The organism is Polynucleobacter sp. Fuers-14, from assembly GCF_018882045.1.
GTDB lineage: Bacteria > Pseudomonadota > Gammaproteobacteria > Burkholderiales > Burkholderiaceae > Polynucleobacter.
The window spans coordinates 107233-132876 of record NZ_JACVPG010000008.1 but is presented as its reverse complement, the minus strand read 5'-3'; the positions used below and the strand labels follow the sequence as shown (position 1 = coordinate 132876).

At 46.5% G+C, this 25644-nt stretch carries 24 protein-coding genes and 1 pseudogene; 14 read left to right on the top strand and 11 right to left on the bottom strand.

Going from position 1 to position 25644, the window contains the following annotated elements:
• Positions 1 to 11: 11 nt before the first annotated feature.
• From coaE to ICN40_RS05975, 5 genes are read right to left on the bottom strand one after another with little or no spacing between them, the layout of a single operon-like run.
• Positions 12 to 698 carry a dephospho-CoA kinase gene (gene coaE / locus ICN40_RS05995; protein WP_216242810.1) on the bottom strand — a complete coding sequence of 229 codons (687 nt, stop codon included), beginning with the start codon at positions 696 to 698 and terminating at the stop codon, positions 12 to 14.
• Positions 653 to 1153 carry an A24 family peptidase gene (locus ICN40_RS05990; protein ID WP_216242808.1) on the bottom strand — a complete coding sequence of 167 codons (501 nt, stop codon included), beginning with the start codon at positions 1151 to 1153 and terminating at the stop codon, positions 653 to 655. Before ICN40_RS05990 ends, coaE begins: the two co-directional genes overlap by 46 nt.
• Positions 1153 to 2199, bottom strand: a complete 1047-nt coding sequence (locus tag ICN40_RS05985; protein ID WP_216242806.1) for a type II secretion system F family protein — start codon at positions 2197 to 2199, stop codon at positions 1153 to 1155. Before ICN40_RS05985 ends, ICN40_RS05990 begins: the two co-directional genes overlap by 1 nt.
• Positions 2190 to 3269: a GspE/PulE family protein gene (locus ICN40_RS05980; protein ID WP_216242804.1), complete on the bottom strand. Its 1080-nt coding sequence runs from the start codon at positions 3267 to 3269 to the stop codon at positions 2190 to 2192. Before ICN40_RS05980 ends, ICN40_RS05985 begins: the two co-directional genes overlap by 10 nt.
• Positions 3266 to 4558, bottom strand: a complete 1293-nt coding sequence (locus ICN40_RS05975; protein WP_216242803.1) for an HlyC/CorC family transporter — start codon at positions 4556 to 4558, stop codon at positions 3266 to 3268. Before ICN40_RS05975 ends, ICN40_RS05980 begins: the two co-directional genes overlap by 4 nt.
• Before the next feature lie 118 nt (positions 4559 to 4676).
• Here ICN40_RS05975 and ICN40_RS05970 point away from each other — a divergent pair, with 118 nt between their 5' ends.
• On the top strand, positions 4677 to 5189 hold the full coding sequence (locus ICN40_RS05970; RefSeq protein ID WP_216242801.1) for a methylated-DNA--[protein]-cysteine S-methyltransferase: 513 nt from the start codon (positions 4677 to 4679) through the stop codon (positions 5187 to 5189).
• A gap of 6 nt (positions 5190 to 5195) precedes the next feature.
• Here ICN40_RS05970 and ICN40_RS05965 read toward each other — a convergent pair whose 3' ends face one another.
• Positions 5196 to 6170: a squalene/phytoene synthase family protein gene (locus tag ICN40_RS05965; RefSeq protein WP_216242799.1), complete on the bottom strand. Its 975-nt coding sequence runs from the start codon at positions 6168 to 6170 to the stop codon at positions 5196 to 5198.
• Between the two features lie 118 nt (positions 6171 to 6288).
• On the opposite strand from ICN40_RS05965, the gene ICN40_RS05960 reads away from it, so the two are divergent.
• Both ICN40_RS05960 and ICN40_RS05955 read left to right on the top strand, forming a co-directional pair.
• Complete coding sequence (locus tag ICN40_RS05960) at positions 6289 to 7704, top strand: sodium:solute symporter family protein (RefSeq protein WP_216242797.1); 1416 nt, start codon at positions 6289 to 6291, stop codon at positions 7702 to 7704.
• Between the two features lie 105 nt (positions 7705 to 7809).
• Positions 7810 to 8829 (top strand): 2-dehydropantoate 2-reductase, encoded by a 1020-nt coding sequence (locus ICN40_RS05955; RefSeq protein ID WP_072583373.1) that lies wholly within the window; start codon positions 7810 to 7812, stop codon positions 8827 to 8829.
• Positions 8830 to 8914: 85 nt separating this feature from the next.
• Here ICN40_RS05955 and ICN40_RS05950 read toward each other — a convergent pair whose 3' ends face one another.
• A complete protein-coding gene (locus ICN40_RS05950) occupies positions 8915 to 9682 on the bottom strand; it encodes a fumarylacetoacetate hydrolase family protein (RefSeq protein WP_216242795.1) in 768 nt (255 codons plus the stop codon).
• A gap of 56 nt (positions 9683 to 9738) precedes the next feature.
• On the opposite strand from ICN40_RS05950, the gene ICN40_RS05945 reads away from it, so the two are divergent.
• Positions 9739 to 10674, top strand: coding sequence for a reductase (locus ICN40_RS05945; RefSeq protein ID WP_216242793.1), 936 nt, complete (start codon positions 9739 to 9741; stop codon positions 10672 to 10674).
• On the opposite strand, the gene ICN40_RS05940 is transcribed toward ICN40_RS05945, so the two are convergent.
• Complete coding sequence (locus ICN40_RS05940) at positions 10671 to 11675, bottom strand: polyprenyl synthetase family protein (protein WP_216242791.1); 1005 nt, start codon at positions 11673 to 11675, stop codon at positions 10671 to 10673. The genes ICN40_RS05945 and ICN40_RS05940 overlap by 4 nt on opposite strands.
• A gap of 75 nt (positions 11676 to 11750) precedes the next feature.
• Here ICN40_RS05940 and rplU point away from each other — a divergent pair, with 75 nt between their 5' ends.
• The 4 genes and pseudogenes from rplU to proB form a co-directional block, all read left to right on the top strand.
• Positions 11751 to 12062, top strand: coding sequence for a 50S ribosomal protein L21 (rplU, locus tag ICN40_RS05935; RefSeq protein ID WP_011902040.1), 312 nt, complete (start codon positions 11751 to 11753; stop codon positions 12060 to 12062).
• Between the two features lie 19 nt (positions 12063 to 12081).
• Complete coding sequence (gene rpmA, locus ICN40_RS05930; RefSeq protein WP_011902041.1) at positions 12082 to 12342, top strand: 50S ribosomal protein L27; 261 nt, start codon at positions 12082 to 12084, stop codon at positions 12340 to 12342.
• Positions 12343 to 12430: 88 nt separating this feature from the next.
• Positions 12431 to 13519 carry a GTPase ObgE gene (gene obgE, locus ICN40_RS05925; protein WP_072583369.1) on the top strand — a complete coding sequence of 363 codons (1089 nt, stop codon included), beginning with the start codon at positions 12431 to 12433 and terminating at the stop codon, positions 13517 to 13519.
• A gap of 21 nt (positions 13520 to 13540) precedes the next feature.
• A pseudogene (proB, locus tag ICN40_RS05920) lies at positions 13541 to 14320 on the top strand (glutamate 5-kinase); the annotation flags it as partial.
• A 29-nt stretch (positions 14321 to 14349) separates the two neighbouring features.
• Here proB and ICN40_RS05915 read toward each other — a convergent pair.
• Positions 14350 to 14913, bottom strand: coding sequence for a CNP1-like family protein (locus tag ICN40_RS05915; RefSeq protein ID WP_216242788.1), 564 nt, complete (start codon positions 14911 to 14913; stop codon positions 14350 to 14352).
• On the bottom strand, positions 14910 to 15509 hold the full coding sequence (locus ICN40_RS05910) for an RNA pyrophosphohydrolase (RefSeq protein WP_215321390.1): 600 nt from the start codon (positions 15507 to 15509) through the stop codon (positions 14910 to 14912). Before ICN40_RS05910 ends, ICN40_RS05915 begins: the two co-directional genes overlap by 4 nt.
• Positions 15510 to 15557: 48 nt before the next feature.
• Here ICN40_RS05910 and ICN40_RS05905 point away from each other — a divergent pair, with 48 nt between their 5' ends.
• Positions 15558 to 17300, top strand: a complete 1743-nt coding sequence (locus ICN40_RS05905; RefSeq protein WP_216242787.1) for a proline--tRNA ligase — start codon at positions 15558 to 15560, stop codon at positions 17298 to 17300.
• On the opposite strand, the gene ffh is transcribed toward ICN40_RS05905, so the two are convergent.
• Positions 17301 to 18674 (bottom strand): signal recognition particle protein, encoded by a 1374-nt coding sequence (ffh, locus tag ICN40_RS05900; protein WP_216242786.1) that lies wholly within the window; start codon positions 18672 to 18674, stop codon positions 17301 to 17303.
• Positions 18675 to 18694: 20 nt separating this feature from the next.
• Between ffh and ICN40_RS05895 the strand changes: the two genes are divergently transcribed.
• The 5 genes from ICN40_RS05895 (at position 18695) to ICN40_RS05875 (ending at position 25472) form a co-directional block, all read left to right on the top strand.
• Positions 18695 to 19543, top strand: a complete 849-nt coding sequence (locus ICN40_RS05895) for an inner membrane protein YpjD (RefSeq protein WP_216121572.1) — start codon at positions 18695 to 18697, stop codon at positions 19541 to 19543.
• Between the two features lie 3 nt (positions 19544 to 19546).
• Positions 19547 to 20365, top strand: coding sequence for a 1,6-anhydro-N-acetylmuramyl-L-alanine amidase AmpD (ampD, locus tag ICN40_RS05890; protein WP_255561219.1), 819 nt, complete (start codon positions 19547 to 19549; stop codon positions 20363 to 20365).
• A gap of 329 nt (positions 20366 to 20694) precedes the next feature.
• Positions 20695 to 23604 (top strand): ribonucleoside-diphosphate reductase subunit alpha, encoded by a 2910-nt coding sequence (locus ICN40_RS05885; RefSeq protein ID WP_370623985.1) that lies wholly within the window; start codon positions 20695 to 20697, stop codon positions 23602 to 23604.
• Positions 23605 to 23647: 43 nt separating this feature from the next.
• Positions 23648 to 24832, top strand: a complete 1185-nt coding sequence (locus ICN40_RS05880) for a ribonucleotide-diphosphate reductase subunit beta (RefSeq protein ID WP_216242785.1) — start codon at positions 23648 to 23650, stop codon at positions 24830 to 24832.
• A 331-nt stretch (positions 24833 to 25163) separates the two neighbouring features.
• Positions 25164 to 25472 carry a hypothetical protein gene (locus ICN40_RS05875; RefSeq protein WP_216121574.1) on the top strand — a complete coding sequence of 103 codons (309 nt, stop codon included), beginning with the start codon at positions 25164 to 25166 and terminating at the stop codon, positions 25470 to 25472.
• Positions 25473 to 25644 lie beyond the last annotated feature (172 nt).

Below are 25644 nucleotides of genomic sequence, written 5' to 3'. Positions count from 1 at the left end.
AAGCCCATATTCTATGACGAACTGGTACGATCTTTCTGAATCTGTAAGATTTTTTCGTTCAACTTTAAAACTTCAGTTTTTAAGTTCTCAAGAGAGCCCTGATTCTCAATGACCATATCCGCCCTGGCAATACGCTCTTCTCTGCTGGCTTGAGCCTTCAGAATTCTCTCTACCTCGTTTTGGGGTAATTTGCTGCGCTGCATCACACGTTCAATTTGAGTTTCTTCCAGACAGTCCACTACTACGAGGTAATCCAAAAGGGATGCCCAATTGCCAGATTCAATCAACAGGGGCACTACAAAAACAAGGTAAGGCGCCTTATCTTCTATGAGCTGTTTGGCTTGCCGACTGGTTTCTTCCCGTATAAGGGGGTGGGTGATTGCTTCCAGAGACTTTCTAGCTTCGGGATTGGCAAAGACCAATGTACGCATCTTGACTCTATCTAGCGCTCCGCTTGAATCAACAAACTCAGAGCCAAATTGCTTTTGAATGCAGGGGATAGCCACTCCATTTGGGGCGGTGATCTGATGGGCGATGAGATCGGTGTCGACAATGCCTGCGCCCAGTTGAGCGAGCTGATCGCTCACAGCGGTCTTTCCTGAGCCAATGCCACCAGTAAGACCTACAAAGGGTACATGCCCTTTGAGGATGCCTAGACCAGCTTGCTCAGAAGGAGGGTTTGTAGGGTTTGTGGCCATAACAACTCAATAATGCCAGCAATAGCTAGAAAAGGGCCAAACGGAAAAGCTGAGCGATGACTTTGTTTGTTCCACTGCAGCCAGATAATGCCGCCAATCAGTCCAGTCAGGGATGCCATTAGCAAAATACTGGGTAATGCAAACCAGCCAAGCCAAGCACCCAAGGCTGCCAATAGTTTGGCATCACCCATTCCAATCCCATCTTGCTTTTTGACCGTCCGATAAAGAAGGTTGAGGAGCCAAAGACAGGAGTAGCCTAGGATCGCTCCAATAATTGCGTCTTGAAAAGAAATAAAGCGTTGATTTGAAAGGCTATTAAACAAGAGGCCCAGCAAGATGAGCGGTAAGGTGATGACATCAGGCAAACGAAAGGTGCGCAAATCGTAATACGCTAAGTACACCAAGATCGCCATCAGGCATATTCGGGTCCAGTCGAGCAAAACAAAATTACCCATTAAACAATCTGTCCTAGGTTAAAGATGGGGAGATATAAGATTATGACCAGACTTCCAATAATGAGTCCAACGATAATGATTAACAGGGGCTCCAAGCTTTGGCTTAGGGTATTTAAGCGATTGCTTAATTGAGAGCCTAATATCGATGCGCGCTTTTGCAGCATTTCAGTGAGTGCACCACTTTCAGCGCCTATGCGTAAGAGCTGCAAGGTTTCCAGATCAAAGAGTAAGTGCTTGGGATCTGCTTTTACGATGGCGTCTCCGAGCGACCAGCCGCGAGTCAGATGTTTGAATATGTCTGCACTGAAATCATGGCTGAGCCAGTGGTTGGATGATTGTGCGGTAACCCTCAATGCATCTGGAAGGGGTAATCCAGACTTTAGGAGATGACCTAATGTCCGGCACCAGTAGGTCAGGGTGGCCAATCTCAGGAGCTGGCCAATGATGGGTATAGAGAAGCTCAGTCGATCACAATATTTTTGAATTTTGGGGATCCTAGACCAAGCAAGGCTAAAGAGCGCAGCAAAGCCAATGAGGGCTATCACTATTTCAAGGTAAAACGCTTCAAACCATGAGGATGCTTGAATTAACACTTTAGTCGGGGCTGGCAACTCGGCTTGAAAATGAGCAAAAACATCCTTAAAGACTGGCACGACCCAAATCATCATCACTATCACTAGAAGGCAAGAGCTAGTAAGGGTGATGGCGGGATAACTCATTGCCTGTTGAATTTTTCGACGCAATTCAATTTGGGCTTCAAGTTGTTGGCAAATGGTTTTTAGCGCCAGATGAAAGTCACCAGTACGCTCACTGACGCGTATGAGATTAATAAATTCCATGGAAAATAGATTTCCTTGGGCACGCAAGCATTGAGAAAAACTTTCACCTTTTTTGAGCTGGGTGTGAATGTTAGTCACCCAAGGAATCCAGGCCTTTGGGGCGGTTGAATAAATAAGTTCAATCGCATTGAGGAGTGGTAGGCCTGCCTCTAGCAATGTTACTAGTTGCTCGGCAAAATGAAGTTGGTTCTGCTTGCTTAATGCCATGTGCCCACTTCTGCATCTAGGGCTGCTTGATTAATAAGGCCTGATTGCATATGAATTAATCCGGCATCTCGCATGCTGAGGTATGAAGTAGACGAGTTAAACAAATGGGTTTTGCTTAGTACTTCATGAACCCCAATGCGCCCAAGGTAGCCACTGCCTTTGCAGAATGAACATGGCACATTATTTTTGATCTTAAATCCAAGACATTGAGCGCAGGTTTTACGAACGAGACGCTGTGAGCTGACGCTTAAGAGACAGGACTCCAGAGATTGTTGATCTACTCCTAGATGGCCAAGTCTAGGAACTACACCACAAGCATTGCGGGTATGCAAGGTGCTGAGAACGAGATGCCCAGTTTGTGCCGCCTGAATAGCAAGCTGAGCTGTAGCGGCATCGCGGATTTCTCCGATCATGATGACATCCGGATCTTGCCGAAGAAGGGCGCGAATGATTGTTGGAAAATCCAAGCCTGCTCGCGGGTGATAGGCCACTTGGTTGACTCCAGCAAGACGAATTTCAATGGGATCTTCTATTGAGCAAAGATTGCGATGATTTTGATTGAGCTGACGCAGGCAGCTATAGAGCGTTCGAGTCTTGCCGCTCCCAGTCGGCCCAGTCACTAAAATCAGCCCGTTGGATTGAGCAAGGGCTTGTTGAAATATCTCGAGTTGTTCCGAGAGCAGGCCAATGTCTTGAAGATCAAGCTCCTCTACGCAACTGGGCAGTATGCGAACAACCGCCTTCTCTCCATGAAGAGTTGGCAAGATTGAGACCCGGCAATCAATATTGGGTTTGGAAAAGTTATGGCCAATGCAAAGGCGTCCATCTTGCGGCAGACGTTTTTCTGCAATATCTAAGCGCGCTAGAACTTTGATGCGTGTGATGAGGCGGTCATGAAATTCAATCGGGTAATGCGACTGTATTTGTAGCAGGCCATCGACCCGAATACGAATGAGTGTGGCTTGGACCCCAGCCTCTATATGAATATCACTCGCTCTAGCATCTAGGGCATATGTAGCGATTTCATACCAAGTGCGAATGATTAGTGAGTCATCAGTGGTAATGCTCAATCCTGTTCTTGAGTCCGAATGGCGGGACGATAAAGCTTCACTGTTTTAACACCATGCTCGTCAAATTGAACAATTTCCATGACGATGCCAGCAATGCGAATGCTGACATCATGATCGGGGATGGCCTCGAGTTTTTCGAGAATGAGTCCATTTAAGGTGCGTGGACCATTTAAAGGGAGGCTAAGGTTGAGTAAGCGATTCAGATCTCGTAGTGAGGCACCACCTGTTGCTAGATAGGTTCCATTCGGGAGCCAATGAGGATCAGTTGAGAGATTAGAGAAAGAGGTCGTGAATTCCCCAATAAGTTCTTCCACGATATCTTCAAAAGTGACCAGCCCCAGAACTTCGCCATATTCATTTACAACCAAACTTAAGCGTTGTTGGTTATCTTGGAAAAATTGCATTTGCTGCAATACGGGGGTGCTACTCGGGATGAAGTAGGGCTCATTTAATAACACCTTAAAGTCTTCATGCTTAAGGTCGGTATCACCCAGCAAAGACAAGGCCTTTTTGACGGAAAGGATTCCGACAATACGCTCAGAGTCACCATCGCAAACGGGTAATTTATTGTGATAGCAAGTCTCCAATTGTTGGACCACTTCATCAATAGGTCTTGAGAGATCCAAAACCTCAATCTTGGACCTGGGTGTCATCACATCATCAACGGTAATATTTTCTAAATTGAATAAGTTGAGCAGGATGTTGCGATGATGATTGGAGACAAAACGATTTGACTCCAAAACGAGGCTGCGTAACTCTTCTTTACTCATAGCCCTGCTATCAGAAGAGGATTGCAGGCCAGATACCTTCATAAGACCAGAAACAAAGTTATTGATAAACCAAAGCAGCGGTTTCAATACAAATGTGAGGGGCAAAATAAACCAGCCAACATTGGAGGCAATCTTTTCTGGAAAAGCGGCACCAATGACCTTCGGGGTAATCTCGCTAAAAATAATGATGAGTAGGGCGACAACTAAAGTAGCAATTGAGAGTACGAGACCGCTATCACCAAAAATATGCAGAGCAATCCCCGTTACTAATATTGGAAGAACGGTATTGATCAGGTTGTTCGAAATCAGTAGCACCGACAACAAGGAGTCAATGCGCTTTAGGAGTCTCTCAGCTAGCGCTGCACCTGCATTGCCACCATTGGCCATTGCACGTAGACGGTGACGATTGGAGGACAGCATGCTGGTTTCTGCCATCGAGAAAAAACCAGAGAGTGCAAGTAAAAATAGGACTAGAGTAACTTGGCTGTAAAGCGGCCAATCGTCAAAAAAGGTGTCCATGAGGTCTGCCTGAAAAAAGTAAGGATGAGTCAATATAGCAAAGTGGCATTTCTCAAGCTATAGCCATGGAATAAAGGTCTGTCATCCCTCTTGTTTATTTATGTGAGAATCACTTGATATGGCTTCCATACCAACCCCTTTGAGCTCAAATGGCGCTAACTACTGTGTTATTGCGGCACCTTTTGGGTGTCTGGGCATTTCGACGGAAATGGTGGAGGGCAGCCTGATGCTTTCTAGAATGGATTATTTGCCAGCCAACACGGCTTTAATCGCTCCACAGAATCAGTTGGCTAAAGAGGTTGCGCGGCAGTGCAAGTCTTACTTCCAGGATCCTCATTGGCAATTTGACTTGCCCACAAAACCTGTGGGTACTGAGCATCAAAGAAAAGTGTGGGCGAGCATTCAAGATATACCTGCTGGTAAAACAAGAACCTATGGTGATCTAGCTAAAAAGATCAAGAGTGGGGCGCGTGCAGTAGGTAGAGCGTGCGGTGCCAATCCCTACCCCCTAATAGCACCTTGCCATCGAGTGGTTTCTGCTCAGGGTATTGGCGGCTTCATGAAAGAAAACTCCCCGGGTCTGTATCGCCAAATTAAGCTCTGGCTTTTAAAGCATGAAGGCGCTTTGTAGGTTTGCTTATTTAGTGAGTGATCTGCTGCTAAGACTGAAAAAAATCTTCATCACCATATCGCTTTTAACGGCCCACTTTGTAAAGCCGTAGAAACTCATGACGGTGTTTCTGGAAAGTTTTACTTCATCTTTACTATCGAATTCTTTGCGATCTGCAATTTTTGCAAGAGTCATTACCGCTAAGCCAAAAGCCAAGAAGCAAAAACGTCTCATGCCCTGTTCCTGTTTGGGAATTAAGAGAATGTAATGCAGAGATTCCTGGAGCTTTTCATAGGCCACCCTTAGAAGCGCTTCATGACTAACATTGATTGGCTTCCAGGAGACCCCACGGGCCTTGTCCTCTGGTGAGTCTTTAAGAATATTGGTCATTTGCAGCGCTTGACCAAATGCGATTGCCAAATTTTCATGCCCCGCCATTTTTTCTTTGAAGGCTTGAGAATGATTGCTAAAGATAGTTGTTAGCAGTTCGCCGACTACACCTGCCACGACATAGCAATATTGTTCAAACTCAGCAAGATCATGAAGGCCGGCTTGGTTTTGTCTTCCATGGAAGAACGACATTCCTTCAGACATGATGGAAACGCAACGACTGACTGCTGCTTGATCCTGGGTAGAGCAGGTATGCAAAATTCGCAGAACAGTAGGTGTATGAGAAATTAAATCCAGCTCATCTTGATTGCTGTAATTTTTTAATGCATTGAGGCAAGGCGCAACAAATGTCTCAACTGGAGCCTTCTCAAGCACTGCATCTACAAATAGCGCCGAAAGAGATTGTTTGCTTTGTGCACTTAAATCTGCGGCATCCTCGATGGTGTCAATAATGCGGCACAGCAAATAGGTATTGCCAACGACCTTCTCGATGCTTGGGGGTAGAAGTGGGATGGTGAGGGCAAAAGTACGTGAGACAGATCCTAGAATGGCCTTTTGGTAGGCCAAATCGTTAATTGGGCTCAATGTCGGGGTTTGTTCGGGTGTTCTCACTCTTGAATTATGTCAGACCGATGCTCTACGTGGAGTGATCCAAATGGGTACTTTTTGCCAACTACCAAAAGTGACATAGCCATATAATTTCATCAAATTTCACAAGGAGTATTTAGGCGTGCTAATTTGGTTTGTCATTATTTACTGGGTTATCTCAGTCGGCATTGGCTTATGGGCAGCCCTAAGAGTCAAAAATACTGCTGACTTTGCTGCGGCTGGCCATAGCCTGCCTTTGCCTATTGTTACCGCTACCGTATTTGCGACCTGGTTTGGCTCTGAAACCGTTTTAGGAATTCCGGCCACTTTTTTAAAAGAAGGATTGGGGGGAGTGGTTGCAGATCCCTTTGGCTCCTCTCTTTGTTTAATTTTGGTGGGACTCTTTTTTGCTCGCCATCTTTATAACCGTCGCATGCTCACTATCGGTGATTTTTTTCGCGAGAAGTATGGCCGCACAGTTGAGGTTTTAGTAACCCTTTGTATTGTTGTTTCTTACTTGGGTTGGGTTGCTGCGCAAATTAAAGCTCTGGGCCTGGTATTTAATGTTGTGTGTGAAGGAAGCATTTCTCAGACGGGCGGCATGATGATTGGTGCCGCTAGTGTATTGATCTACACCTTATTTGGCGGAATGTGGTCGGTTGCTATTACGGACTTCATTCAGATGATCATTATTGTGGTCGGCATGCTCTATATCGGTGGTGAGATGACTTCGCAGACTGGCGGTATAGGCGTGGTGATTGAGCATGCAGCCGCTGCTGGCCAATTTAGTAACTTCTGGCCGGATATGAATTTAGCTTCGATCTTGGGCTTTGTTGCTGCCTTATGCACCATGATGCTGGGATCTATTCCGCAGCAAGATGTCTTTCAGCGAATTACCTCATCTAAGAATGTGAACATTGCTGTCCAAGCAGCTCTGCTGGGCGGCGTGCTCTATTTTATTTTTGCTTTTGTGCCGATGTATTTGGCTTACTCGGCAACCTTAATTAGCTCGGATTTGGTCAAGGAATATCTCACTACCGATCCACAAATGATCTTGCCTAAGTTGATTCTGAATCACGCACCACTGATTGCCCAGGTGATGTTCTTTGGCGCACTCCTCTCAGCCATTAAGAGCTGTGCCAGCGCTACCTTATTGGCGCCATCGGTAACCTTTGCTGAAAATATTGTGCGAGGTTTTTTCAAGCATTTATCTGATCATGATTTGTTAAAGGTCATGCGGATTACGGTTTTGTGTTTTGCTGTGGTGGTCACTTTCTTTGCGGTGAACTCGGAGCTTTCTATTTTTAAGATGGTAGAGAGCGCCTATAAAGTGACGCTGGTTGCCGCCTTTGTGCCATTGGCGTTTGGGGTGTACTGGCCTAGAGCTAACTCCTTGGGGGGATTATTGGCTGTAGTTGGAGGTTTAACCATCTGGATTAGTTGTGAGATGTTGGCTCCGAATGCCATTTTACCGCCCCAATTAGCCGGTCTATTTGCCAGCATTGTCGGCATGATTTTGGGAAGCCTGGTACCAAAAGACTCATTAAAAGCCGTTTAGAGCATCATTTGCTTAAAAATAATGCAAATAAGAAAATGTTGCACCGCAAAATATTCTCCTCTAATATGACAGTAATACAAAATTTTTTATTCTTATGGAGTTCCTATGAAAATCTGTGTGATCGGCGGGGGTGGCGCTATTGGCGGCTACTTAGCTGTCATGTTGGCGCGAGCGGGCAATGAGGTAACGGTTGTTGCGCGCGGTGCTACTTTGGCCGCAATTAAAGAGCGTGGCCTGGCTTTAATTATGGATGACCAACCAGAGCCTTTGGTTGCCCAAGTTAAAGCGGTGGAAAAAATTGGTGATGCCGAAACTCCTGATGTTGTGATTCTTGCGGTGAAGGCTCATCAAGTGGAGCCGATCATTGATGATTTGGCGGCCATCATGGGTCCCAAAACTATTTTGATCCCAATGCAGAACGGAATTCCTTGGTGGTATTTCCAGAAGTTAAGCGGCGAGTATCAAGATCATGCAGTAGAAACGGTAGATGCTGGTGGTGTTGCTAAGAATGCCATAAACCCAGACAACATTATTGGTTGCGTCGTTTATCCAGCAACCTTTACGCAGGCTCCCGGTGTCATTCGTCACGTTGAAGGTAATCGCTTCCCACTGGGTGAGTTGGACGGCAAGACTACTGAGCGCATTCAGAAGATATCGGAGATGATGGGCTCAGCTGGATTTAAGTCTCCAATTTTGGATGACATTCGTTCGGAGATCTGGCTCAAGCTTTGGGGCAATATGACTTTCAATCCAATTAGCTCTCTGACGCATGGAACCTTGGAAGGCATCTGCCAATACCCATTGACCAAAGAGTTGGCTCGCAACATGATGGCCGAAGCGCAGACGATTGCCGAGAAGTTGGGCGTGACTTTCCGTGTAGATATCGAGCGTCGTATCGCTGGCGCTGAAAAAGTGGGTAAGCACAAAACCTCGATGTTGCAAGACTTGGAAGCGGGCCGTAGCTTGGAGATTGATGCTTTGTTAGGGTCGGTGATTGAGTTAGGCAAGATCACCCAAACCCCAACACCTTGCTTAAATACTGTATTTGCTTTGACTAAGTACTTGGATGAAAACGTTCAGGCTTCTAAGGGAAGTTTGGCATTGCCATCGGTATCGGGCTACTAAAAAAGTAAAGTTTCTCCATATAAAAAACCCTTGCTACTGAACATAGCAAGGGTTTTTGTTTTAGCGCTAGAAGTTATTCGAAGTATTACTCGAAGCGATTATCTAGTTGGCCAACGCCATCAATAATGATGCTGACATTGCTGCCAGGCTTCATGGAACCAACGCCAACGGAAGTGCCACAGGCAATGATGTCTCCAGCTTCAAGCGGTACATCATGGGAAATCAGACTCACTAATTTTTCGGGCGCGAAAATCATATCCGCAATCGGATAGTTTTGACGCTCTTGATCATTGAGAATGGTTTTGATCGTTAGCTTACTCGGATCTACATCGGTAGTGATGTAAGGGCCGAATACGCCAAAGGTATTAAAGCTCTTAGAGCGAGTCCACTGTGCATAACCAGGGTCGCGGTTCAGGATTTCAATGGCGGTGACATCGTTGATGCAGGTGTAGCCAAAGATGGCTTTAGCTGCTTCCGCCTCATCTACTTCATGACAGCGTTTGCCGATCACAATACCTAGCTCCCCTTCATAAACGACTTTTCCAGAATAGGACTTGGGAGTTCGAATCACTTGGTTGGCTGCCAAGAAGGAGTTGTTACCTTTGAGAAAGTACAAAGGCTCTGCGGGTACCGCATGCTCAAGCTTCGTTACTAGTGCATGGAAGTTATCGACCATGGCAACCATCTTGGAAGGAGTGCATGGGATATCAATCGTTACATCAGCAAGCTTGAGGGTTTCACCGGTGGCCTTAGGTCCTTTAAATAAGTCACCTTCATACACTGCGATTTGGTCGCCCTGTACTTGTCCTAAAGCACTTTTTCCTTGATGTTGAAATCTAAGCCACTGAGCCATAATGAGTTCCTATGAGGTTAAATATTTGATATGCAATATCTTACAGGGATGAATTGATGTCTAAGACTTCTGAGCTCATATTTGCACCAGAACAGGATCAGCCGATTCGCTACATGGATCGCACCCGCAGCTACTACTTGAGTTTGGGTTATGAGAATCCGTATGTTTGGGCTCACTATATTGATGTGCCATTTACTCCGCTGAAAAAGCCACTTGCGCAATCTGTCTTGGGTCTCATTACTACCGCCGTTCCTCATGACCCCAGTAAAGGACATCAAGGCCAGGGCGCTCCTTACAATGCTGCAGCCAAGTTTTATCAGCCCTATCAACAGTCGAGCGAAGGAAGTGTCGATTTACGAATCGCCCATGTGGGGGTTGATCGCAAGAATGCCAATATGGAAGACGGCAATTGTTGGTTTCCACTGAACGCTGCTAAACGAGCGCTTGCAGCTGGAAGGATAGGTGCGGTTTCAGAAAACTTCTATGGCTTACCAACTAATCGGAGTCAGCGTCACACATTAGAGAGTGATGCCCCTCGCGTTTTAGAAATGATGCAAGCTGACGGCGTGGATGTGGCGGTATTAATTCCGAATTGTCCAATATGTCATCAGAGCCAAAGTTTATTAGCGCGTTATTTAGAGACTGCAGGAATTTCAACAGTCGTGATGGGCGCCGCTAAAGATATTGTTGAGTATTGCGGAGTACCGCGACTTTTATTTAGTGATTTTCCGTTGGGTAATGCGGCTGCAAAACCAAATGATGTGCCTTCTCAGGATTTGAATTTTGATCTGGCCTTGCGGCTTTTGGAGTCGGCTCCTGCAGCCCGCACAACGGTTCAATCACCATTGGTATGGTCAGAAGATCCGTCGTGGAAATTGGATTATTCCAATCTAGAGCAGTTATCACCGCCAGAAATTGCACGTTTGCGTGAAGAGGTGGAACAGGTGCGACTGACTGCGCGTGAACTCAGATTAAATACTTTGGGATCTTAAGTTTGTCTCGTGAGAGAGTATGCGCATAGGGTTTGCAGCGCAGTGCTAGCTTCATTTGCCGGGAAGTCTTTTAGGCAAGCTAAGGCCAGGTCGGCCTCACGCTTGGCTGCTGCTTGTGTGTAATCTAGAGCGCCAGAATTTTGGACGGCGGCAAGGATTTGTGCAAACACATCATCTGGTAAATCTTGGTTTTGTTCAATTGCTGCACGCACTAAAAGACGCTCTTCATTACTGCCGTTTTCTAGCAAGTAAATCAGTGGCAGCGTAGGTTTACCTTCGCGTAAATCATCCCCAGCATTTTTCCCCATCTGTGCAGCATTGGCGGTGTAGTCCAGCAAGTCATCCATTAACTGAAAAGCAGTGCCGATGTGACGTCCGAATGCAGCAGCTTGTTCGCGTTGTGTATCGGTGGCATTAGCCAGGACGGCGCCAAGTTCAGTAGAGGCTTCAAAAAGCTTGGCTGTTTTGTAGCGAATGACCTGTAAATAACTTGCTTCATCTACTTCTGGGTCATTCATATTGAGAAGTTGCAAAACTTCGCCTTCGGCAATCGTGTTGGTTGCGTCTGACAAAATTTGCATGACTCGAAGGTCGTTTGGGCCAACCATCATTTGGAAGGCTCGGGAATATAAGAAGTCGCCCACTAAAACACTGGCAGCATTGCCAAAAGCGGCATTGGCAGTCTCGCGACCTCTTCTCAGGGTAGATTCATCAACTACATCATCATGAAGCAGGGTAGCGGTGTGGATGAATTCAACTACAGCCGACATTTCCAGGGTGTGGGGTGTTTCTTTGCCATTGGCGAGGGCTTTGGCCACCAACATCAACAGGGCGGGCCTGACCCGCTTGCCGCCAGCCTGGATGATATAGCTCGAGATTTGGTCAATTAAGGCAACTTTTGATGCTAAACGCTGACGGATAACCTCGTCTAAGGCCTTGAAATCTAAGGCAATTGGGGCCAGAATTTGGCTTAAGTCATTGGTTTTGACAGTGCTCGTCATGCAAGATATAATAATGGGCTTAGCTGGTCCAGGGTGGATTAGCTTAAATGTAGATATTAATTGAGGTTTCAAACCATGTACGCGGTCATAAAAACCGGTGGCAAACAATATAAAGTTGCTGCAGGCGAAAAATTGAAAATAGAACAGATACCAGCGGAAATCGGCAGCGAAATCACTCTTGACCAAGTCCTCGCCGTTGGCGAAGGCGCTTCACTGAAATTAGGTGATCCATTGGTTAATGGTGCAGCTGTGATGGCCACTGTCGTCTCCCAGGGACGTCACGATAAAGTGACAATCTTTAAGATGCGCCGTCGCAAGCATTATCAAAAGCACCAAGGCCATCGTCAGAATTTCACTGAAATTTTGATCAACACGATTAAAGCCTAATTCAGGGTAGGAGAAAGATATGGCACAGAAAAAAGGCGGCGGCTCAACACGAAATGGCCGCGACTCAGAATCGAAACGCTTAGGCGTTAAGGTATTTGGCGGCGAGCATATTAATGCTGGCAGCATCATCATTCGTCAACGTGGCACACGTGTTCATCCAGGTGCTAACGTTGGTATTGGTAAGGATCACACTTTGTTCGCCTTGATTGATGGACAAGTGGAATTCGGCGTTAAGGGTGCTTTGAAGAAGGCCCAAGTTTCAGTCTTGCCTCGTTCATAAGGCAGCCTGACTGAGACACGTTTGATTCAGATTTATTCCGAATTTAACTCTTAGGAACAGGCCTCGCTAAGCGAGGCCTTTTTTATTCATGAAATTTATAGACGAAGCACGTATCGAAGTGATTGCGGGGCAAGGTGGCGCCGGGAGCGCCTCTATGCGCCGCGAAAAGTTCATTGAATTTGGCGGTCCTGATGGTGGTGACGGCGGCAAAGGCGGTAGCGTCTGGGCAATAGCTGATCGCAATATCAACACCCTGATTGATTACCGCTATGCAAAAACGCATACCGCAAAAAATGGTGAGCCTGGTCGTGGCGCGGATTGCTATGGTCGCGCTGGCGATGATATCGAGTTGCGGATGCCGGTTGGCACAATCATTGCTGACTATGAAACTGGTGAACCCATTGCTGACTTAACTACTCATGGTGAGCGCCTATGTTTGGCGCAGGGCGGTGTTGGTGGTTGGGGCAATATTCACTTTAAGAGCAGTACGAATAGAGCGCCACGTCAAAAGACGAATGGCAAAGAAGGCGAACGTCGTAAGCTCAAACTTGAATTAAAAGTATTGGCTGACGTTGGTTTATTGGGCATGCCTAATGCAGGTAAATCTACCTTGATTACTGCAGTTTCGAATGCGCGTCCAAAGATTGCGGATTATCCATTTACCACTTTGCATCCAAATTTGGGTGTAGTGCGTGTGGGAGCTGAGCGCAGTTTTGTAATTGCTGATATTCCTGGTTTGATTGAAGGTGCGGCTGAAGGCGCTGGTCTGGGTCATCGCTTCTTGCGCCATTTACAGCGTACAGGGGTATTGCTGCATTTGGTCGATATTGCTCCATTTGATGCGAATATTGATCCAGTCGCAGACGCTGTAGCGATTGTGAATGAATTGCGTAAGTACGACGAAGCTTTGGTTGAGAAGCCACGTTGGCTAGTCTTAAATAAAGTGGACATGATTCCCGAAGAAGATCGCAAGACAGTAGTTGCTGACTTTATAAAGCGCTTTAAATGGAAAGGCCCTGTCTTCGAGATCTCAGCCTTAACAGGCTTGGGTTGCGATAAGCTTTGCTATTCCTTGCAGGATTATTTGGATTCTGTACGTCGTGACCGAGATGATGCGGATGAGCGCGCTCAAGATCCGCGTTATCAAGGCCAGCTAGAAGATAAAAAACCAGATTAAATATTTCATTCGCCTTTTGCCATGAACGCTAAAAAAACTCAACGGATTGTTGTCAAAGTAGGATCTAGCCTAGTCACCAATAATGGTGAAGGCTTGGATCATGCTGCGATTGCAATGTGGGCTGAGCAAATGGCTGGACTATTAAAGGCTGGTCATGAGGTGTTGATGGTGAGCTCAGGTGCTATTGCTGAAGGCATGCAGCGTCTGGGTTGGACTAAGCGTCCACAAGAAATTCACCAACTGCAAGCCGCTGCTGCAGTTGGTCAGATGGGCTTGGTTCAGGTTTATGAAAGCTGCTTTGCGCGTTTCAATCTCCGTAGCGCTCAGGTCTTGCTAACCAACGCAGACTTGGCCGACTCTGAACGTAATGCCAATGCTAGAGCTACCCTCGATACTTTATTGAAGTTGGGTGTAGTTCCCATCATCAATGAGAATGACACTGTAGTAACTGATGAAATTAAGTTTGGCGACAACGATAGTCTTGCTGCTTTAGTAACCAACTTAATTCATGCAGATCTTTTGGTAATTTTGACGGATCAAGGCGGCCTGTTTACTGCAGACCCACGTCAAAATCCAAATGCCACCTTGCTTGCAGATGCCGTTGCAGGCGATCCTGCTTTAGAAAAAATGGCAGGTGGTGCTGCTAGTGAGCTTAGTAAGGGCGGTATGTTGACTAAGGTACTGGCAGCAAAAATTGCAGTGCAAACCGGCGCAGCAACAGTTATTGCCTCTGGGCGTGAACCTCATGTGCTTACTCGCTTAATGGCGGGCGAGAAAATAGGCACCCACTTGAGCGCTCAGTAAGCGCCAAGTACGCAGACCTTAACTTTTTATTGAATACCGTTTGAATTGGTTGGCTTTTGTCCGCCAATAAAGCCATTGGGGTTGAGGGAATTCAAAATGGTTTTGATGTTCTTTTCTTGAGAGTTGAAGTTGCAAAAAGCGCCTTGAGCTAACGAAGCTTGGTAACGATTGGGTATATCGCTTTGGATGTTTTTCCAGCTACCGAGTGGATTTTCTTTCCAAACACCGCTCTCTAGAGTGCCATAAAGACGCCACTGAAAGGAGTCGCAGCGAATACCTTCATATTGAGCTTGTTGACTTCCACTTGGACTGCTAATAACAACAATATATCTTGTGATGCCATCTGCGCCAATCAATATCGAGTCGGTATCTACTGCAAATTTAAAGATAGTGCGTTGAGAAACGTAAAAGGGCATTAAGGTTGATTGGTTTGGCGGGTTCAGGGGCATGGCGGTTGTGCCTTCTTTAAACACCATGGGTGCAAAAGGATCTACACCGCTAATGAGGGCGTCTCCACCGCATGCGGATAATGCGAGGCCGAGAATGGCGGTATAGCAGAAGAGATAAAGGCGCTTCAAAGAAATAGTCATGTGGATTGATCGTTTGGGTTGTCGTCTTTCGGATGTTCGTGAGAGCCACCGTAAAAAGACTGAATTAAATCAAGAGGGGATCCCCAGGCAAGTTGTTGCATGCGCATGCCGCGGGATAGGAAGCGCGCTAATTCTGAAAGCGCGAGTTGATAAACTTCACGCTTAAAGCCAATGACTGCATCTAGTTGAATCCAAAATGGGACCCAGCGCCAGGCATCGAACTCAGGGTGTTCTGAAGCGCGAAGTTGGATATCGCTATCTAAACCTACTAGACGCAAGAGAAACCAAATTTGTTTTTGACCGCGGTATGCTGCCCTATGAACCCGAGTGGCGTGTTGACGGCGCAAGTATTCCTCAGGGACGTCGTAGCGAAGCCAATCCCTGGTGCGTCCAATAATTTGGACATGCTCCGGCAGTAAGCCAACCTCCTCTTGCAATTCGCGGTACATAGCCTGTTCAGGGCTTTCACCATGCTGAATCCCGCCCTGCGGGAACTGCCACGAATGCTGCCCAACGCGTTTTCCCCAGAAAACCTCGTTACGGCTGTTGAGGAGGACAATGCCGACATTCGGGCGATACCCTTCACGGTCAAGCATGATCGTGCCTCAAATCCTTTAAAATCAATGATTTGATTATATCTATACATGAAAGCCTCACAATCATTTCTCGCCACGCTAAAAGAAGCCCCCTCCGACGCTGAGGTGGTTTCGCACAAACTTATGGTGCGTGCAGGTTTAATTCGCAAGCTCAGCGCAGGCATTTACAACTATTTGCCGCTAGGTTTGAAGGTTATCCGCAAAGTAGAAAACATCATTCGCGAGGAAATGAATCGTGCGGGCGCCATTGAATTGCTAATGCCTATGATTCAGCCAGCTGAATTATGGCAAGAGACTGGTCGTTGGGAAAAGATGGGTCCGGAGTTGCTGCGTATCAAAGATCGCCATGATCGCGATTTTTTGATTCAGCCAACTTCTGAAGAGGTCATTACTGATTTGGCTCGTAATGAGATTAAGAGTTATAAGCAATTGCCAGTGAACTTCTATCAGATACAGACCAAGTTCCGCGATGAGCGTCGCCCTCGTTTTGGCATCATGCGCGGTCGTGAGTTCAGTATGAAGGATGCTTACTCATTTGATAGCGATGTTGAGGGTCTCAAGAAGTCTTATCAAATGATGTTTGATGCTTACACCCGTATCTTTAAGCGTATGGGTCTTCAGTTCCGTGCGGTAACCGCAGACAATGGTGCCATTGGCGGCTCCGGCAGTCAAGAGTTCCATGTGATTGCTGATACTGGCGAAGATGCCATTGTGTATTGTCCAAATTCTGATTACGCAGCCAACCTAGAAGCGGCTGAGTCTTTAGCTTTAATTGCTACACGTGCCGCTGCAGCTGCTGCGATGGTCAAAGTGCCAACGCCTGACAAGACAAATTGCGCAGATGTAGCGAAGTTCTTAAATTTTCCTCTTGAGAACACAGTGAAGTCACTATTGTTTGCTGCTGATCAAGAAAAAGGTCCGGCCAAGCTATTTATGTTGTTAGTGCGTGGCGATCATGAGCTTAATGAAGTGAAGGCTAGTAAGATCCCTGGCATGGCGGAATCACGCTTTGCTACTGAAGCAGAAATTAAACAAGCTTGCAATGCACCAGCAGGTTATTTAGGTCCTGTTGGGGTGAGTGCTGAAGTGACTGTTGTTGCTGATCGCACCGTTGCCAATATGGCTGACTTTGTCTGTGGCGCTAACGATGCTGGTCATCACTTGACTGGCGTGAACTGGGGTCGTGATTTGCCTGAGCCTTTGGTGCTGGATATTCGTAACGCAGTGATGGGCGATCCATCACCGGATGGCAAAGGGGTTGTGGATATTTGCCGCGGTATTGAAGTCGGGCATGTATTTCAATTGGGCACGCGTTATTCAGAAGCAATGGGTTGCACTTACTTGGACCAACAGGGCAAAGCTCAGCCAATGGTGATGGGTTGTTACGGGATTGGTGTTACTCGTTTGCTTGGCGCTGCAATTGAGCAGGGGCATGATGAGAAGGGCATTATTTGGCCAATCTCCATGGCACCATTTGAGGTGGTGATTTGTCCGATGGGTTACGAGAAATCAGAAGCAGTTAAAGTCGCATGCGATCAGTTGCATGACGAGCTATTAGCGGCTGGAATTGATGTGATTCTGGATGACCGGAATGAGCGTCCAGGTGCGATGTTTGCTGACTGGGAGTTGATTGGGGCGCCATTCCGCGTGGTGATCGGCGATCGCGGCTTGGCAGACTCTCAAGTAGAATTTAAGGGCCGGACTGATGCAGAGTCCCAGAACATCCCACTAAATGACATCAAAACAAAAGTGATTGCTGCAGTTCAAGCAGCAAAGAGCTTAGTTAATTAATTATTTCTTAAAGAGCCCGCCAATACCCTTGGCGGCTCCTTTTGTGGCCATGGTGCGCGCCATTTTTCCACCTTTGAATTGCTTCATCATGGTTTGCATTTGCTCGAACTGAGCTAGCAGGCGATTGACCTCTTGCACTTCTACGCCGGACCCGGCGGCAATGCGACGCTTACGACTGGCTTTAAGTAATTCAGGCTTTCTGCGCTCGCGAGGAGTCATGCTATCAATAATGCCGCGCATACGCGTAGTTTGTTTATCTGCATTACTGAGATTTGCTTTGGAGGCAGCTTGCGCCATTTGGCTGGGTAATTTGTCCATCAAGCTCGCCATGCCACCCATCTTTTGCATTTGCATCAGTTGATCTCTGAAATCTTCTAGATCAAATCCACCTTTAGAAATCTTGCTAGCTAATTTTTCTGCTTTGGCAACGTCAACGTGTTGCTGAGCTTGCTCAACTAGAGCCAGAATATCGCCCATGCCCAGAATGCGATTGGCCATGCGTTCAGCATCAAATGCCTCTAGACCATCCATCTTCTCGGCGACACCGATAAATTTGAGTGGAACACCGGTTACTTGGCGTACTGAAAGCGCCGCACCACCGCGAGAGTCACCATCTAACTTGGTGAGAATCACACCAGTTAGTGGCAGGGCATCGTGGAAGGCTTTAGCGGTATTGACAGCATCTTGTCCCAGCATGGCGTCAACTACGAATAAGGTTTCGATTGGATTGAGGCTGGCATGCAAAGTTTTGATTTCTTGCATGAGAGCTTCATCAATACCAAGGCGTCCTGCGGTATCCACAATTACCACATCAAAGTAATGGCGGCGTGCCCAATCTAGGGCAGCTACAGCAATGTCATTTGGTTTTTGACTAATGTCGCTCGGAAAAAACTCGGCGCCAACCTGCTTAGTAACAGTTTCTAATTGCTCAATCGCAGCTGGACGATAGACGTCACAAGAAACAGTTAGAACCTTCTTTTTCTTTTTCTCTTGCAACCACTTGGCGAGTTTGCCAACGGATGTCGTTTTACCCGCACCTTGTAAGCCGGCCATCAAGATGACTGCGGGAGGTTGGGTAGCGAGATTGAGTTCGCCGCTTTGATTGGTGTCGCCCATCATGACTTGGGCGAGCTCACGTTGAACTACGCCAACCAGAGCTTGTCCAGGACTAAGGCTTCCAACCACTTCCTCGCCAAGGGCTTTAAATTTAATTTGTTCCAGCAAAGACTTGACGACGGGCAGGGCTACGTCAGCCTCCAGCAGGGCTAAACGGATTTCCCGTAGCATTTCTGCGGTATTGTCTTCAGTGAGGCGGGCTTGGCCCCGCATTGTTTTAACAACGCGTGATAGGCGGTCGGTGAGGTTTTCTAGCATTTATCGATTAGACTTTCCAGATGGATATTTTAGGTTACTCAAGTTACGGATGGCTCCCTTCCGCACTTTATTTAGTGCTTTTGCTGGTTTTGAGCTTCAAAGCCAAGAGCGGCGTGGAGTCTGGACTCTCTAGCGCTCTGGTACAGGCTGCTATTTTTGTGATTTTGGTGATTCATGGGGTGCAATTGCATGACTCAGTTTTCACTCCCCAAGGCTTTGTATTTGGTTTTGCACAGGATTTGTCCTTGATTGCTTGGGTTGGCCTAGCCTTTTATTGGTTTCAATCTTGGTTTTTACCTATCTCAAGCTTACGTTGGATGTCCTTAATGTTTGCGCTCATTTGTGCATTTCTGCCGACTGTTTTTCCAGGAACCTTACTTTCACCTAAAGCGGTTTCAGATCCTTGGTTTAAGGGACACTTCGTGGTGGCTACTGTTTCAGTGGGCTTACTGAGTCTGGCGGCGATGCATGCCATGCTCATGAGCGTTCAGGATCGCGCGTTGCATCGTCAGTTGGCAATCATTCCGAATGGCCGCCTTGCTCATTGGTTGGAGGATCTACCTCCGCTCATGACGATGGAGAGTCTTTTGTTCAATTTGCTTTATGTTGGTTTTGCGCTTTTGAGTTTGACGGTCTTCTCAGGCCTACTCTTTTCGCAAACGCTGTTTGGCAAACCTTTAATGTTTGATCACAAAACCATTTTTGCTTTGGTCTCCTGGTTTTTGTTTGCCGGTCTTTTGATAGCGCGTTGGCGAGTGGGGCTGCGTGGCAGAGCTGCTATTCGATGGGTATTAAGTGCTTATACCGCTTTGTTGCTTGCATATGTCGGCAGTCGTTTTGTAGTTGAAGTCATTCTGCAGAGAGCTTAACCATTGTTTAAGTGGCTTTTATTATTTGCAGGGGCTGGCCTTTTTTATCTTTGGATTAAGGGTAAGAAGCAAGCACAGTTCAACGCAGAAAACTCCCCTAAACCCAATAGAAATAAGCCTGAGAAGGTGACTGTACCGGAGGTGATGGTGCAGTGTCAGTGCTGTAAGGTGCACTTACCTAAGTCAGAAGCATTCACTTGTGAAGACCGTTTTTATTGCTCAAAAGCACATCTTCATGCCCTAGATTCGGATGGTTGGGTTGGCGATGCGCAATGGAGAATTTCACCTAACCAAGACCTTAGACCAGAAAATGTTATTCCTGATCTAGTTGTGATTCATCACATTAGTCTTCCGCCAGGTGAATTCAGAAATCAATCGTCTAGTCAGCATATTGTTGATTTTTTCCAAAATAAGCTGGACCCTAACAAGCATCCTTATTTTGCTGAGATTGCCGATCAAAAGGTATCCAGCCATTTTTTGATTGCCCGCTCTGGAGATTTAATTCAGTTTGTCTCTACGCAGTACAAGGCTTGGCACGCTGGTGTTTCATCATTTTTTGACAGGGAAAGGTGCAATGACTTTTCGATTGGTATTGAGATGGAGGGGGATGGCGATTCGCCATTTGAAGCTGCTCAGTATCAAGTCTTGGTAAATCTCATTGCGAAATTGGCAGTCACATATCCTCATTTGCAATTTGCGGGACACAGCGACATTGCGCCTGATCGCAAAACCGATCCTGGAATTTATTTTGACTGGAAAAAGTTCCAAAAAGAGACAGGCATTCCTCTTGAACGACTGCCTTTTGGTCTAAGCCCTCGATAGTCTTCCTTTTGTATGTGAGCGTACGCTTACTTTTTTAGCCTTTGTCTAAAACGGGCCAAAAAATTCGCACCAAAATGACCCCAAAATAAGTGGAAAACTTAGTAAAAGTACTAATAAATATTTGTCATAAATGGCTTACCAATTATCAAATATTTCCCTATACTTAGTGCCTAATGCGCTTCAAGACACTAGATGTAGTGTTTGAATCTAGCAATACCCCATTGTTTTTTAACGATATTTTGTCCAAATAACTATATATATGCAGGAGCAACATGACATACGCTAATCCACAGACAGCAGGCCAACCAGCTGGAGCGAATAACCCGGGAATGAGTCCTGCGGGGGCGGTAAATCAAGCCCCTTCTGCCAGCTTTGTTGCTGGTGGTGTTGGTGGTACCCAGGCAACTCAGTTGTCTGATTACAAAATCATTCGCCGTAATGGTTCAGTGGTTGCATTTGAGCCATCCAAGATTGCAATTGCTGTAACAAAAGCATTTTTGGCAGTTAATGGCGGTCAAGGTGCAGCATCAGCACGTGTTCGCGAACAAGTAGAGCAGTTGACTCACTCTGTTGTGCGCGCATTGTTACGTAGCCGCCCAAATGGCGGAACTTTCCATATCGAAGATATTCAAGACCAAGTTGAATTGGCTTTGATGCGTAGTGGTGAGCACAACGTTGCTCGTGCTTACGTTCTCTATCGTGAAAAGCGCAATCAAGAGCGTGCTGCTCAGCAAGAAGTTTCCCAGGAAGCGCAAACTGCGAATCAAGCTGGCGAGTCTGGCATCAAGGTAACTGACAACGGTGTTGAGAAGTGGCTTGATATGGCCGCTTTGCGTACTGTGATTGAGGCGGCCTGCGAAGGTTTGGGTACTCATATTGACGCTACTCCAATCATTACTGAGACTATCAAGAACTTGTACGACGGCGTACCAATGGCGCAGGTGTATGACTCCGCTATTTTGGCTTCCCGTACTTTGATTGAAAAAGATCCGGCATACAGCCAAGTAACAGCACGCATCTTGATGCACGTGATTCGTAAAGAAATCTTTGGCAAGGAAGTATTGCAGGGCGATACGCAAGCTGAATACAGCACTTATTTTGCTAAGTACATCAACGAAGGTATTTCTGCTGAGTTGCTGGATCCACGCATGCGTGAGTTTGACTTGCCACGCTTGGCTGCAGCCTTGAATGCCAGCCGTGACTTGCAATTCAACTATCTCGGCTTGCAAACTTTGTATGACCGCTATTTCTTGCACATTGAAGAGCGTCGTATTGAAATGCCACAGGCTTTCTTTATGCGCGTGGCAATGGGCTTGTCTTTGAATGAGATGGATCGTGAGCGTCGTGCAATCGAGTTCTATGAAATCCTCTCTACATTTGATTTCATGTCCAGTACACCAACATTGTTCAACTCGGCAACTACTCGTCCACAGCTTTCTAGCTGCTACTTGACGACCGTGGATGATGATTTGGATGGAATTTACGAAGCATTGAAAGAAAATGCTTTGTTGTCTAAGTTTGCTGGTGGCTTGGGCAATGACTGGACTAACGTTCGTGCGTTGGGAAGCCATATCAAAGGAACTAACGGTAAATCACAGGGTGTTGTGCCATTCTTGAAGGTAGTGAACGACACTGCTGTTGCTGTGAACCAAGGTGGTAAGCGTAAGGGTGCAGTTTGTGCCTACTTAGAAACATGGCACTTGGATATCGAAGAATTCTTGGAATTACGTAAGAACACTGGTGACGACCGTCGTCGTACCCACGATATGAATACCTCAAACTGGATTCCTGATTTGTTCATGAAGCGTGTAATGGAAGGTGGCGATTGGACTTTGTTCTCGCCATCCAACACTCCAGATTTGCATGACAAATTCGGTAGAGCATTTGAAGAGGCTTATGTTGCCTATGAGCAAAAAGCGGATCGTGGTGAATTGAAGCCATTCCGCCGTATTCCAGCGCAACAGTTATGGCGCAAGATGCTCGGTATGTTGTTTGAAACTGGTCACCCATGGATTACTTTCAAAGATCCTTGCAATATTCGTAGCCCACAGCAGCATGTCGGTGTAGTTCACTCATCTAACCTCTGTACTGAGATCACCCTCAATACAAACGAGACTGAGATTGCGGTTTGTAACTTGGGCTCTGTGAACTTAACTGCTCACATGACTACAGATGCCAATGGCAAGATGATTTTGGATCACGAGAAGCTCCAAAGAACTGTTCGTACTGCAATGCGTATGTTGGATAACGTGATTGATATCAACTACTATGCAGTAGCTAAAGCGCGTAACTCCAACTTGAAGCACCGTCCAGTGGGTATGGGCATCATGGGCTTCCAGGATTGCTTGCATATGCAGCGTATTCCTTATGCTAGCGATGAGGCTGTGAAGTTTGCTGACTCTTCAATGGAAGCAGTTTGCTACTACGCATACCAAGCATCCAATGAATTGGCTGAAGAGCGCGGCGTTTACAGCACCTACAAAGGTTCCTTATGGGATCGCGGCATTCTCCCGCAGGATTCAGTAGCCATGTTGGCGGCCGAGCGCGGTGGTTATGTAGAGGTGGATAACTCCTCTACTATGGATTGGAGTGGTTTACGTGCACGTATCAAGCAACACGGTATGCGCAACTCCAATTGCGTGGCAATTGCGCCAACAGCTACGATTTCAAATATTATTGGTGTTTCAGCTTGCATCGAGCCTACATTCCAGAACTTGTTTGTGAAATCCAACCTTTCAGGCGAATTCACAGTGGTAAACGAGTACTTGGTGCGCGATTTGAAAGATCGTGGTCTTTGGGATGAAGTGATGATTGCTGACTTGAAGTACTTTGACGGCACCTTATCCAAAATCGACCGCATTCCACAAGATTTGCGTGATTTGTATGCAACTGCTTTCGAAGTGGAGCCAAGTTGGTTGGTTGAAGCTGCTTCACGTCGTCAGAAATGGATCGACCAAGCTCAATCACTCAACATCTACATGGGTGGCGCTTCCGGTAAGAAATTGGATGACACCTATAAGTTGGCTTGGTTGCGTGGCTTGAAAACCACTTATTACCTCCGCACAATGGCTGCAACTCACGTTGAAAAATCAACCGTTGCTAGTGGTCAGTTGAACTCTGTTTCTAGCGGTGGTGGCGTAAATGGTACGGATGCAGCAGCTGCACAAGAAGCTGATGGCCCAGTTTGCACAATGCGCCCAGGCGATGCTGGTTTCGAAGAATGTGAAGCATGTCAATAAGCGATTTGCTTATTGGTCGGAATAGAAGAATTAGGAGAAAGTTATGTTGAATTGGGAAGAAGAAGTCGCTCCAGCACTAGCGAAAGCTAGTCTTGCACCGCAGCCGGTTGCAGCGGAGCCACAACGCCCACAGGTAGATCAGATTGCTCAGGTAGCCCCTCAAGTTGTTTCTGCTGCCCCAGTGCAAGCTGCTGCGGCTGGTGGCGCTGCCTTGCGTGTCAATGCCGCTGATAAGCGCGTCATTAATGCCAAGACTGACGTTAATCAGTTGGTTCCATTTAAATATAAATGGGCTTGGGAGAAGTATTTAGCTGGTTGCGCAAATCACTGGATGCCACAAGAGATCAATATGAACCGCGATATCGCGCTTTGGAAAGATCCGAATGGCCTGACAGAGGATGAGCGTCGCATCATCAAGCGCAATCTAGGTTTCTTTACGACTGCAGATTCTTTGGCAGCAAACAACATTGTTTTGGGTACTTATCGCCACATTACTGCTCCAGAATGCCGCCAATACCTATTGCGCCAGGCTTTTGAAGAGGCAATTCATACCCACGCTTACCAATATATTGTGGAGTCTTTGGGCTTAGATCAGTCTGAAATCTTCAATGCGTACAACGAAATTGAATCGATTCGCGCTAAAGATGAGTTCCTCATTCCATATATTGATGTATTAACCAACCCAAATTTCAAGACTGGCACGCTAGAAGCTGATCAAACATTGCTCCGTTCGCTCATCGTTTTTGCTTGCGTGATGGAAGGTTTGTTCTTTTATGTTGGTTTTACGCAAATACTTGCAATGGGTCGTCAAAACAAAATGACGGGTGCTGCTGAGCAGTATCAATACATCCTTCGCGATGAGTCTATGCACTGCAATTTTGGTATCGATTTGATTAATCAAATCAAGCTGGAGAACCCGCAGTTATGGACTTCCGCGTTCAAAGACGAGATCAAATCCATCTTCGAAAAAGCGGTCGAATTAGAGTACCGTTATGCCGAAGATACGATGCCTCGCGGAGTACTTGGATTGAACGCTCCGATGTTCAAAGGGTACCTAAGATACATCTGTAATCGCAGATGTTTGCAAATAGGACTTGACGCGATGTTCCCAAATGAAGAGAATCCATTTCCATGGATGTCAGAAATGATTGATCTTAAGAAAGAAAGAAACTTTTTTGAGACACGCGTTATTGAGTATCAAACTGGCGGTGCGCTAAGTTGGGAGTAGTAAGCAGTAAGTAAGCGCATAGCCGGCTAAATTGGAGATTAGACGGTTGGATAGTTTAAGAAGTCAGCAAAAACAGACTCAAATCCGAAAACCCTTGCTCAAGGGTGCCTGGGCTATTCTCTCCATTTTTTCCAGCACATTTAAGAAGCCGTTGTCCTTTGGGACCACGGCTTTTTTTCCAGGATTCATTAGCGTGCAGCACCTAGCATCAAGCCGCGCGCCGATGAATGGCTCGCTCGTCAGCTCCAAAAGGTTGCAAAACCAGGCGGAATTAGATGGTCGGGTCTTCTTAATGTAGTTTGTACTAATCCTCACGTGAAGGAGTATTAATATGGCAATCGCCAAGAAAAAACCTGCTGCAAAGAAACCAGCTGCTAAGAAAAAAGTAGCTGCTAAGAAGCCTGCTGCTAAAAAAGTAGCTAAAAAGAAGCCTGCTGCTAAAAAAGCTGCTGCTAAAAAGCCAGCTGCTAAAAAAGTAGCTAAGAAGCGTCCTGCTGCTAAAAAAGCTGCTGCTAAAAAGCCAGCTGCTAAAAAAGTAGCTAAGAAGCGTCCTGCTGCTAAAAAAGCTGCTGCTAAAAAGCCAGCTGCTAAAAAAGTAGCTAAAAAAGTTGCAAAGAAGCGCGTAGCAAAAAAAAAGTAAGTAAGCCTGCTGCGAAGAAAGCGGGCTCCGCTGTAAAAAAGCCCGCGGCTAAGAAAGCTGCACCAGCGACTAGTGCGTTGAATCCTGCCGCCGCTTGGCCCTTCCCAACTGGCACACGTCCTTAATCGGACGGGTGTTACTAGAAGGGGTCTCTCACGAGACCCCTTTTTTT